Here is an 11,525-nt window from a genome sequence, read left to right on the forward strand (position 1 = left end):
AGTAAACGGCCGGAGGCCACGAGATGAGCAGTCCCGCAACGGATGACGCCGCTGATGAGTGAACGTCCGAGGTTCCGCGGCCTGCCCGAGGATGCCGATGTCTCCCACTTCTACCGCAACTCTCTGCAGAGGAACGCCATCGAGTTGGGCGAATGGATGGCGCGGACCAGTAATGAGCGCGCGCGTGAGCGGGGGCACGCCGGACTGCGTCCCGCGCACGCTCGGTTGATGGTCCACCTGGACTGGAGCGGAAGCCGCATCACGGATATCGCGAAGGCTCAGGACGTGTCGAAGAACGCGGTCGGCCAACTCGTCACCGACCTCGAAAGCCTCGGCTACCTCGAGCGCGTGCCCGACCCCGACGATGCCCGGGCGAAGATCGTCCGGTACACGGCCGCCGGCAGGGCGCTGATCGCGGACGCCCGCGACATCGGCGCGGAACTCGACGCGGAGATCGAGGGCGTGATCGGTCCCGAGCGGATGGCGCAGCTGAAGGACATCCTCTCCGAACTGGGCTCGGGACTCCTCGGACTCGACTTCCCGCCTTCGCGGTAGCCGTCACCCCACCCGGCGCGCACCCCAGTCGGGCGATGTCTCAGCCAGTATTCGCTGACCGTCTGGCCCGGGGTTCTCAGAAGCTCTGAGGGTGAAGGTGTGGCAAACGGGCGGCATGCCTTGTGGTTGCGCCCCTTACGCCTGCTTTATGGTCATGTGAGCGAACGGATCTGGGCGGGAGGCAAAGTCCACCTAGCAAACTATGTCAATTTCGTCGGTTGACTAATTTCTGTCGATTTTGATTGCTGAGGCGTGGGGAGTGTTGTACGGTTGCCCGCGATTGTGCTTCCGGTCACAGTCGTTCGCATCGTCGAAATGCCGTGTCTTTCAGGAGGTGGCCGTGTTCGAGATGGACCACGGGGCGCCAGCCCAGACCGGGTGCCGCTGAGTGCGAACCGTGCGCGGACCCGCACCTGCGATCGCGCTGGGCGAGTTCTTCGGGATGTGCCTGGACACGATCGTCCAGATGTTTCGCCCACCGTTCGCGTGGCGCGAGTTTCTGCTCCAATGCTGGTTCGTCGCGCGTGTCTCGATGATGCCGACAGTGCTCCTGGCCATTCCGTTCACGGTGCTCACGACCTTCACGCTGAACATCCTGTTGGTGGAGATCGGAGCGGCTGACTTCTCCGGATCCGGTGCGGCGCTGGGCGCAGTGACCCAGATCGGCCCAGTCGTCACGGTTCTCGTGATCGCTGGCGCGGCCGCCACCGCGATGTGCGCCGACCTCGGTGCCCGCACCATCCGCGAGGAGATCGATGCGCTGCGGGTGCTCGGCATCGATCCGATCCAGGCTCTCGTGGTACCGCGGGTGTTGGCGGCCACCCTGATCTCGCTGATGTTGGCCTCGACGGTGACGATGACGGGGATCGTGGGTGGGTTCTTCTTCTCCGTGTTCCTCCAGAACGTCACACCCGGCGCCTTCGCGGCGGGCCTGACGCTGCTGGTGGGGACGCCGGAGGTCATCGTCTGTCTGCTGAAGGCCGCGATCTTCGGCATGACCGCGGGTCTGATCGCCTGCTACAAGGGCATCACCGTCGGAGGTGGGCCGGCAGGGGTCGGCAACGCGGTCAACGAGACGGTCGTCTTCACGTTCCTGGCGCTGTTCGTGATCAATGTCATCGCCACGGCTGTCGCGGTGAAGGCGGGAGCATGACCGTAGCCGCGCCCAGCAGTCTCTTCGTGCGTACGCGACATCGCGCCCAGAAGGTCGTCGCCGGATGGCGCCGACTCGGGGAGCAGACGGAGTTCTACGGCCTGACGATCCGCGGAATCTGGGATGCGTTCGCCCACTACAAGATCGAGGTGGTCAGGCTCATCGCCCAGATGAGCTTGGGCACCGGTGCGCTGGCCATCATCGGCGGCACCGTCGTGATCGTCGGCTTCCTGACCCTGTCGGCAGGCTCCCTGATCGCCGTGCAGGCCTACAGCCAGCTGCAGGAGATCGGCGTGGACGCCCTCGCCGGGTTCACCTCCGCCTACCTGAACGTTCGTCTCATCGCGCCCCTCATCGCCGGCATCGGTCTCGCCGCGACCATCGGCGCAGGCGCGACCGCGCAGTTGGGGGCGATGCGCATCAGCGAGGAGATCGACGCCCTCGAGGTCATGGGGGTCCGCTCCATCGCCTACCTCGCCTCGAGTCGCATGGTGGCCGGCGTCATTGTCGTCATCCCGCTGTACTGCATCGCGGTCCTCATGGCGTTTCTGGCGACTCGCGTCGGCACGACACTGGTCTACGGCCAGTCGACCGGCGTCTACGACCACTACTTCAACACGTTCCTGAACCCCGTCGACCTCATCTGGTCGTTCTTCCAGGCCGTGTCGATGGCTGTCGTTGTCATGCTCGTCCATACGTACTACGGCTACAACGCCTCGGGCGGTCCCGCCGGCGTGGGGGAGGCGGTCGGACGGGCCGTCCGCACCTCACTCATCGCGGCGGTCGCGGTGACCATGTTCGTTTCGCTGGCCATCTACGGTCAGTCCGGCAGCTTCAACCTCTCGGGGTAGCGCCATGCAACGTCGAGCCGGTGAGCGCAGGGTGGATCCCGCGTGGTGGACCCTGGTCCTGTTTCTGGTGATCGGGCTCCTGGTCTTCCTCAGCCTGAGTCTTTTCCGAGGGACGTTCCGGTCCTTCGTGCCGGTGACGCTGGAGTCTGATCGGGCCGGGCTGGTCATGGATCCCGGTGGGAAGGTCAAGATGCGCGGCGTCCAGGTCGGACGCGTCGACGCGGTCCACCCCGGTACGGACGGGGTGACGCTGAAGCTGCAACTCTTCCCCGATCAGGCTCACAAGATCCCGGCGAACGTGCAGGCCCAGATCCGCGCGACCACCGCATTCGGCGCCAAGTACGTCGACCTTCTCTATCCCGAGAATCCGAGTCCGGCGCGCCTTCGCGCCGGGTCGATCATCGACTCACAGAACGTCAGCACCGAAGTGAACACGGTGTTCGGAAACCTCACCGAACTCCTGCAGCAGGTCGACCCGGCCAAGCTGAACTCCGTCCTGGGCGCCTTCGCGGACGGACTGCGCGGTCAGGGGGAGAGGATCGGGGAGGCCACGACGGCGGCCAACGAGGTGCTGCTGCAACTCAATCCGCGCGCTGAGGTGATACGGCGCGACTGGAATTCGCTGCGTGCCTTCAGCGACACCTACGGCGTCGCGGCGGGCAACATCGTGAAGATCCTGGACTCATTCAGCACGACGAGCACCACGGTCGCCGACAACTCCGAGGCACTGGATGCGCTGCTGCTGAATGTCACGGGCATGTCGAACAGCGGGACAGCCCTGCTGGGACCCAACGTCAAGAACATCTCGACAGCGATCAACGCACTCGAACCGACCACGAACCTGCTGTTGAAGTACAGCCCCACCTACACCTGCATCCTGCAGGGCGGGACGACGATGCTGGAGGAGGGCGGCTGGGACATCGTGGGCGGCAACGGCAAGTCGGTCATCCTCGACGTCGCGCTCCTTGCGGGTGAGAATCCCTACAAGTATCCGGAGAACCTGCCGATCGTCGCCGCCAAGGGTGGCCCCGGCGGCAAGCCGAGTTGCGGTTCGCTTCCCGACGCCAAGAACAACTTCCCGGTGCGGCAGTTGGTCACCAACACCGGATGGGGAACCGGACTCGACTGGCGGCCCAATCCAGGCATCGGATTCCCCGGGTGGGCGAACTACTTCCCGACCACCCGCGGCATTCCCGAACCGCCCAGCGTGCGCTACCAGGAGGGCGGCCCCGCTCCGGGTCCGATCCCGTATCCCGGGGCGCCGCCCTACGGCGCACCGCTGTACGCCCCGGACGGCACACCGCTGTATCCCGGTCTGCCTCCGGCGCCGCCGCCCGGCGCCCCTCGCGATCCCGGGCCCACCGCGGGGCTGGAGCCGTTCGTCCCGGCGCACCCCGGTCAGGCGCAGCCGACGCCGAGACCGCATCTACCGCAACAGGAGTCGGGGCAGTGAGAGGCAACCTCAGCGCGACCGTGTGGCGGTTGGGAGCCTTCCTCACCGTCTGCGCCTTCTTTCTGTTCGCTATGTTCGCGGTCTTCTCCCAGCTGCGATTCGAGAAGGAGAACAGCTACAGCGCGGTGTTCAACAACGTCTCCGGTCTGCAGGCAGGACAGTTTGTGCGGATCGGCGGCGTCGAGGTCGGCAAGGTCGACAAGATCGTCATCCAGCCCGACACCACGGTCGTCGTGGACTTCGGGGTCGACGAGGCCGTGGTCTTGACGCACGGGAGCCGGGCGGTCATCAGGTACGACGATCTGATCGGCGGGCGATACCTGGCGCTGGAAGAGGGTGCCGGCGACGCCCGCCGGCTCCTGCCGGGGCAGACCATCCCGCTGGCCAGGACGTCACCGGCGCTGGACCTCGATGCGCTCGTCGGCGGGTTCCGGCCGCTGTTCCGGGCGTTGGATCCCGACCAGGTCAATGCGCTGTCCAGTCAACTCATCAGCGCCTTCCAGGGGCAGGGCGACACGATCAATGCGTTCTTCACCCAGACCGCCGCGCTGACGGCCAAGCTCGGCGACCGCGATCAGCTGATCGGCGAGGTGATCACCAACCTCAACACCGTCCTCGGGTCCCTCAGCGATGAGAACACGCAGTTCGCGAAAGCCGTTGACGCCCTGTCCCAGACGGTCGGAACGCTCGCGGAGCGCAAAGAGGACATCACCAACTCCATCGCCTACACGGATGCGGCGGCGGGCACCACGGCGGACCTGTTGCGGCAGGCGCGCGAGCCCTTCAAGACCGTGGTCGCCGAGACAGACAGGACGGCCGGACTGGTGGCCGGGGACAAGGCATATCTGGACTCGTTGTTGTCGACGCTGCCGAGCAAGTACCAGACCCTGAGCAGGTTCGGCCTCTACGGCGACTACTTCAGCTTCTACCTGTGCGACGCCGTGCTCAAGGTCAACGGAAAAGGCGGCCAACCCGTCTTCATCAAGCTCGCCGGCCAGGACTCGGGGAGGTGCGCCCCGCGATGAAACGCTTCTCTGAGCGAAATCCGTTGGTGCTCTGCGCAGTGGGCATCGGGATCGTCCTGACCATTGCGGTGGGCGCGCTCAACTACGACAAGATTCCGGTCTTCAACACCAACAAGACCTACACCGGCATGTTCGCCGAGGCCGGTGGCCTCATCGTGGGTGCACCCGTGCAGGTTTCGGGATTCGAAGTCGGGCGAGTGGAGAACATCAGCCTCGACCGCAGGCAGGTGGCCGTGCGGTTCAACGTGGACAAACGCATCCATGTCGGTGATCGGTCCGAGGCGGCCATCAAGACGAAAAGCCTGCTGGGCTCCAAGATCTTGGAGCTCACGCCGCGCGGCGACAAAGCCCTCGACGGGGCGATCCCGCTCGAGCGCACACAGGCGCCGTACCAGTTGCCCGACGCTCTGGGCGACATCACCGCCCAGATCAGTGGGCTGGACACCGATCAGGTGTCGCGGTCGCTCGCGGTGCTGAGCGAGACGTTCAAGGACACCCCGCCCGCGCTGAAAGCAGCGGTCGACGGCGTCGGCCAGTTCTCGGAGACGTTGAATCGCCGTGATTCCGAACTGCGGAAGCTCCTGGAGAATGCGCGAAAGGCCACCGCGGTGCTGTCCGACCGCAGCACGCAGGTGGTCAGCCTGGCGGTGGACGCGAACGCCCTGCTGGCACAACTCCAGAGCCAGAGCAGTGCCCTGGACCAGCTGTCGGTGAACGCCTCCGCCGTCGCCCAGCAGTTGAAGGGCTTCATTGCCGAGAACCGTGAGGGGTTCGCACCCGCGGTCGAGAAGTTGAACGAGGCCCTGGCGATCCTCGACGACCACAAGCGCGACATCCAGGTGTCCATCAAGAAGCTGAACAAATATGCGATGTCGCTGGGTGAGTCGGTGTCCTCCGGGCCCTTCTTCAAGGCGTACCTGTCCAACCTGCTGCCCGGGCAGTTCGTGCAACCGTTCATTGACGCAGCCTTCTCAGATCTCGGCCTGGATCCTGCGGTGCTGCTGCCCTCGCAGCTCAGTGATCCGCAGGTCGGCCAGCCCGGCACCCCCGCGTTGCCGGACCCCTTCCCGCGCACAGGTCAGGGCGGGGAACCGCGACTGACGCTGCCCGACGCCATCACCGGCAACCCGGGCGACCCGCGCTACCCGTATCGGGAACCGCCTCCCGCGCCGGCCCCGGGCGGGCCGCCGCCCGGACCGCCCGCGATCATCACGCCGCCTCCGGTGTCGGCACCGATTGACGTGCCCGGGCCGGGCACACCGTCCGAGGGGGGCAGCGGACGATGACGAAACGGGATATGCGAGCGAGCCTTTCGGTGATCATGGCCCTGCTGCTCATCGCGGGTCTGGTGGTCGCGGTGCGTGCGGCGGACCAGGTCAACCGTGTGCACGTGGTGGGGTACTTCGCCAACAGCAACGGCATCTACGTCGGCGACGAGGTGCGGATCCTCGGCGTTCCGGTCGGCAAGATCGACAAGATCGAACCGCAGACCGACACGGTGAAGATCACGTTCTGGTTCGACGCCGACCAGCAGGTGCCGGCTGAAGCGAACGCCGTCATCCTGTCGCCGTCGCTGGTGTCCGTGCGGGCGATTCAGCTCACGCCGGCCTACGACGGGGGCCCGACCATGCAGGACAACGCGGTGATCCCCGAGGGGCGCACGGCCGTCCCGGTGGAATGGGACGACTTCCGTGAGCAGCTTCGGCGACTGACGGAGACACTCCAACCGACCGAGCCCGGCGGGGTCAGCACGCTCGGGGCGTTCGTCAACACCGCGTCCGACAACCTTCGCGGCGAGGGCGCCAACATCCGAGACACGCTGATCAAGCTGTCACAGGCCTTCTCGGCGTTGGGCGATCACAGCACGGATCTGTTCTCCACCATCAAGAGCCTGTCGATCCTGGTGTCGGCCCTGCAGAGCAGCACCGACACCCTGCGTGGTCTGAACCAGAACCTCGCCGGGGCGACGACCCTGCTGACCAACACCCCCAACGAGGTCGGATCGGCTGTGGCCAATTTCGATTCGGTGGTCGCCGACGTGACGGACTTCCTGGCCCAAAACCAGGAGAACGTCGGAACGGCCTCGGACAGGTTGGCCTCCGTCACCACGGCGTTGAACGAGAGCCTCGGGGACTTCAAGGAGACCCTGCACATCGCGCCGACGGCGTTCCAGAACTTCGTGAACATCTACGAACCGGCCCAGGGCGCGCTCACCGGCGCGTTGGCGCTCACCAACTTCTCCAACCCGCTCTCCTTCATCTGCGGAGCCATCCAGGCGGCATCCCGGTTGGGTGCGGAGCAGTCGGCCAAACTCTGCGTGCAGTATCTGGCGCCCATCGTGAAGAACCGGCACTGGAACTTCCCGCCGTTGGGCCTGAATCCGTTCGTCGGCGCCACCGCCCGTCCCAACGAGATCACCTACAGCGAGGATTGGCTGCGGCCCGACTACGTTCCCCCGCCAGGGGACGTGCCCGCCCCGCCGCCGCCGACACCGCTGGCGGCGGAGGTGCCCGCTCCTGCCGAGTCAACGGATCCGGCCGACGGTCTGCAGGGGATGATGGTGCCCGGAGGTGCGCCATGATGCCGGCGTCGCGAGCGGGGGCCGTCGCGCCGATCGCAATTGCACTGTCGCTGGCGGGATGTGGGTGGCAGGGCGCCAACTCGCTTCCGCTCCCCGGAACCGAGGGGCACGGGCCGCAGGCCTTCACGATCCAGGCGAATATTCCTGACGTCGACAACATCGAGCGGAATTCCCGGGTTCGCGTCGGCGACGTGACCGTGGGAAACGTGACCAAGATCGAGCGCGAAGGCTGGCATGCGCTGGTGACGATGTCACTGAACGGTGACGTGGACCTGCCGGCGAACGTGACCGCCGCGATCGGGCAGACCAGCCTGCTGGGCTCCAAACACATTGAGCTGACGCCACCGCGCAATGTGCCGCCCGAAGGACGTCTGCGGCAGGGCGACGTGATCCCCCTGAGCTCCGGGAGTTCTTATCCGACAACCGAACAGACTCTCGCTGCGGTCTCCCTGATCCTCAACGGGGGCGGAATCGGTCAGATCCAGGACATCACCGCGGCCCTGAGCACGGCGTTCGCCGGCCGTGAGGACGACTTGCGAAGTCTCATCACCCAACTCGACGAATTCACCAGGTACGTCGACGACCAGACCGACGACATCATCAGCGCCTCGGACAGTCTGAACAATCTGGTGGGGCAGGTCGCCGACCAGAAACCGGTCGTGGACCGGGCGCTCAAGACGATTCCCGAAGCTCTTGAGGTGCTTTCGGAACAACGGCAGAAGTTCGCCGACGCGCTCGTGGCGCTCGGCAGGTTCAGTGCATTGGCTGCCGACACCGTCAACCAGACCAAGGAGAATCTGGTGAAGGAGTTGAAGCAGCTGAGTCCCACGTTGAAGGCGCTGGCCGATGCGGGCCCCTCGATGACGCGGTCACTGAGCTACTACGCCACCTACCCCTGGCCGAACGAGACTCTGGAGAACTGGGTTCGCGGTGACTACGGCAACCTGACCGCCGTCATCGACCTGACGCTCAGCCGGCTCGACGCGGCGATGTTCACCGGCACTCGCTGGGAGGGCGACCTCACCGAACTCGAAATGCAGTGGGGTCGCACGATCGGACAGTTCCCCAGCCCGTACACGGCGGCCAATCCCTTGGTGATCCCGTACCGCATGGATCAGGGGCGCTGATCATGCGGATGACACGACGGATCTGGGTTCAGATCACGATCTTCCTCACCGTGACGGCAATCAGCTTCGCGGTCATGGCATTCGGTTTCATGCGGCTGCCGAACCTGCTGTTCGGGTACGGCCACTACCGAGTCACGGTGGAACTGCCGGAGGCCGGCGGGTTGTATGAACGGTCCAATGTCAGCTATTTGGGCACCACCGTGGGCCTCGTCGAGAAGGTCATACTCACCGACTCCGGGGACGTGGAGGCGGTGCTGTCGCTGCGGTCGGACATGCCGATCTCCAGCGATGTTGATGCGCAGGTGCACAGCAGGTCAGCCGTCGGCGAACAGTACGTCGCACTTCTTCCGGTCTCCGACAATGCGCCCCCACTCGTGGACGGCGACGTGATCCCCCGCGACCGAACATCGGTGCCCCCGGACATCAACGAACTTCTGGACGCGACAAACACCGGCCTGCAGGCGATCCCGGGCGACAACCTGCGCACGTTGATCGACGAGTCCTACACCGCATTCGGGGGACTCGGGCCCGAGATATCGCGATTCGTCAAGGGTTCGACCAACCTGGCGATCGATGCGAAGGCCAACCTGCCCGAGCTCACCAGCCTCGCGGACAACGCCGCACCGATCCTCGATACGCAGACCGACACCGCCGACTCGATCGAGGCGTGGGCGGTGAATCTGGCCGACCTCACCGGGCAACTGCGGGAGCAGGACGGTGCCGTGGCCGGGCTGCTCCAGAAGGGGCCGGCCGCCGCGGATCAGGTTCGCCAACTGTTCGATCGGGTGAACCCGACGCTGCCGGTGGTCATGGCGAATCTCGCCAACATCGCCCCGGTTCTGGTCACCTACAGTCCGGCGGTCGAACAGCTTCTGGTGCTGATCCCGATGGGCAATCAGATTCAGCAGGGGACCGGCGTCGCCAACCGGGACGTGAAACTGGACTACAAGGGCGCATTCCTGAGCTTCAACCTGAACCTGAATCTGCCGCCGCCATGCACCACGGGCTTCCTGCCCGCCAGTCAGATGCGCGACGCCACCTACGAGGACGCGCCGGAGCGCACCGAAGCCGACCTCTACTGCCGCATACCGCAGGACGCGATGTTCAACGTCCGCGGCGTCCGCAACTTCCCCTGCATCGGTCGACCGGGCAAGCGTGCCCCCACGGCCAGGATGTGTGAGAGTGACGAGCAGTACGTGCCGCTCAACGACGGCCTCAGTTGGAAGGGCGACCCGAACGCGACACTGTCCGGTCAGGGCGTCCCCCATCTGCCGGTGGCATCACCGTCCGAGGGACCGGGTGTCGTGCAGCAGCAGTCACTTCCGCCGATCGCGGTCGCGACGTACGACCCGGCCACGGGCACCTACGTCGGGCCGGACGGTCAGGTGTACCGACAGGGTGACCTGGCCGCCACCGCGCCCGCAGAACGTACGTGGGAGAGCATGCTGGTGCCGCCGGGAAGCTGACATCCTCGGCTGGACAGTGCACCCAAGCGAATCGACACCGGGGTGGACGCTTTCGCGTGGCCAGCACAGTGACGGCAACTCGCCGCCCGCACAGCGACGACGCGCCGGGTTGCGGTCTCACCCGAAGATCTCCCGTCGCTGTCGCCGTCCCCCGGGAGTCCCTGCGGGTGAGGGACAGGGCAGCGACGCATCGCCGGCCGACAACTAAGGTGAGGCGATGGCTGAGTCGATCTCCGCGAAGCGCAGCGCTGAAGCTGTTCCCAGGTTCCTCGCGGCTCGGCGTTACACGCGCGACGAGGTGTTCGCCGAACCGTGTCCGGTCCCCGCCGAGGCGGGTGTCCATGGTTGGTGGTTCCGCGACATCCCCGGCGACATCGACGTCACGGGCTGCCAACAGCAGGACGGTTGGACACTGCTGTACGTCGGGATCACCTCCGGCCCGCCGCGGCCCGACGGCAAACCGCGGGCGCCACAAGATCTGCGCAAGCGGATCCGGTATCACTTCGGCGCAGGCGGCGCCAGCGCGGACGGTTCCACCCTGCGAAAGTCGCTCGGTGTCCTGCTCGGAAGTGAGCTCGGGTTCGCGCTGCGCCGGGTCGGGTCGGGCAAGCGCATGACCTTCGGCGGAGGCGAAAACGTCCTGACCCGGTGGATGGCCGAGAACGCTGCGGTGTCCTGGGTGTTGCACCCCGAGCCATGGCATCTCGAACGCAAGTTGATCAACGCACTCGATCTACCGCTGAACTTTGAGGACAACGAGCGCAACACCTTCGCACCGGAGCTCAAGAGGCTACGGCGGGCGGCGGCCGTCAAGGCCGGAAAGATGCGCGTGCTGGCGGAATGGTCCTAGCTAAAGCGTCGCTGAGATGGGCCCTGCGGGAACACACACCAGGCCGAGGTCCGACCTGACGCGATAACAGCCCTCACCCGTCGCGGTGAAGTTCCCGTGCAGCGAACCCGGCGCGTACGCCGTGCTGGGCACGTAGCCGTTCTTGGTGGTGCAGAACCCGCTGTCGCCGGACCTGGTCACGCACGCGGTGGTCCGCACCGATTGGGCCAGACCCGTGCAGTGGGTCATGCCGATCTCTGCGGACACCGCCTGGCCGCCACCGGGCATCTCGATCACCGCCGGTGCGGTGAGGTTGTACCAACACTGGGAGTCGGCAGTCGGATCAGCTTGTGCCACCGGGGAGGTCGGAAGGACGATGAGCGCCGAGAGCGCGAACGCGCCTGCCACTCCACTCAGTGTGATCAGCCGCACACAGCCATCTAAATCGACGCAGATTGTGCGTGTCAACCACTCGTGTGTCGGGT

General features: G+C 65.8%; 11 protein-coding genes. 10 read left to right on the forward strand and 1 reads right to left on the reverse strand.

Annotated elements, in window-relative coordinates; all coding sequences use genetic code 11:
* The first annotated feature begins 54 nt into the window (after positions 1 to 54).
* The 10 genes from G6N34_RS26780 to G6N34_RS26825 all read left to right on the forward strand — a co-directional run bounded on the left by G6N34_RS26780 (position 55) and on the right by G6N34_RS26825 (position 11,061).
* Positions 55 to 555, forward strand: coding sequence for a MarR family winged helix-turn-helix transcriptional regulator (locus G6N34_RS26780; RefSeq protein ID WP_085154507.1), 501 nt, complete (start codon positions 55 to 57; stop codon positions 553 to 555).
* A gap of 442 nt (positions 556 to 997) precedes the next feature.
* Positions 998 to 1,708 (forward strand): MlaE family ABC transporter permease, encoded by a 711-nt coding sequence (locus G6N34_RS26785; protein ID WP_085154509.1) that lies wholly within the window; start codon positions 998 to 1,000, stop codon positions 1,706 to 1,708.
* Positions 1,705 to 2,559 carry an ABC transporter permease gene (locus G6N34_RS26790; protein ID WP_085154336.1) on the forward strand — a complete coding sequence of 285 codons (855 nt, stop codon included), beginning with the start codon at positions 1,705 to 1,707 and terminating at the stop codon, positions 2,557 to 2,559. The genes G6N34_RS26785 and G6N34_RS26790 overlap by 4 nt, the downstream gene beginning before the upstream one ends.
* A 4-nt stretch (positions 2,560 to 2,563) precedes the next feature.
* A complete protein-coding gene (locus G6N34_RS26795) occupies positions 2,564 to 4,012 on the forward strand; it encodes an MCE family protein (RefSeq protein ID WP_085154338.1) in 1,449 nt (482 codons plus the stop codon).
* On the forward strand, positions 4,009 to 5,037 hold the full coding sequence (locus G6N34_RS26800; protein ID WP_085154340.1) for an MCE family protein: 1,029 nt from the start codon (positions 4,009 to 4,011) through the stop codon (positions 5,035 to 5,037). The genes G6N34_RS26795 and G6N34_RS26800 overlap by 4 nt, the downstream gene beginning before the upstream one ends.
* Positions 5,034 to 6,323: an MCE family protein gene (locus tag G6N34_RS26805; protein WP_085154511.1), complete on the forward strand. Its 1,290-nt coding sequence runs from the start codon at positions 5,034 to 5,036 to the stop codon at positions 6,321 to 6,323. Before G6N34_RS26800 ends, G6N34_RS26805 begins: the two co-directional genes overlap by 4 nt.
* Entirely contained in the window at positions 6,320 to 7,618 is a 1,299-nt protein-coding gene (locus tag G6N34_RS26810; protein WP_085154342.1) for an MCE family protein, read from the forward strand. The genes G6N34_RS26805 and G6N34_RS26810 overlap by 4 nt, the downstream gene beginning before the upstream one ends.
* Positions 7,618 to 8,745 (forward strand): virulence factor Mce family protein, encoded by a 1,128-nt coding sequence (locus G6N34_RS26815; protein WP_109788606.1) that lies wholly within the window; start codon positions 7,618 to 7,620, stop codon positions 8,743 to 8,745. Before G6N34_RS26810 ends, G6N34_RS26815 begins: the two co-directional genes overlap by 1 nt.
* Before the next feature lie 2 nt (positions 8,746 to 8,747).
* On the forward strand, positions 8,748 to 10,211 hold the full coding sequence (locus G6N34_RS26820; protein WP_085154346.1) for an MCE family protein: 1,464 nt from the start codon (positions 8,748 to 8,750) through the stop codon (positions 10,209 to 10,211).
* Between the two features lie 217 nt (positions 10,212 to 10,428).
* Positions 10,429 to 11,061, forward strand: coding sequence for a GIY-YIG nuclease family protein (locus G6N34_RS26825; protein ID WP_085154348.1), 633 nt, complete (start codon positions 10,429 to 10,431; stop codon positions 11,059 to 11,061).
* On the opposite strand, the gene G6N34_RS26830 is transcribed toward G6N34_RS26825, so the two are convergent.
* Positions 11,062 to 11,448 (reverse strand): hypothetical protein, encoded by a 387-nt coding sequence (locus tag G6N34_RS26830; RefSeq protein WP_133057801.1) that lies wholly within the window; start codon positions 11,446 to 11,448, stop codon positions 11,062 to 11,064.
* Positions 11,449 to 11,525 lie beyond the last annotated feature (77 nt).

This window comes from Mycolicibacterium confluentis (assembly GCF_010729895.1).
GTDB lineage: Bacteria > Actinomycetota > Actinomycetes > Mycobacteriales > Mycobacteriaceae > Mycobacterium > Mycobacterium confluentis.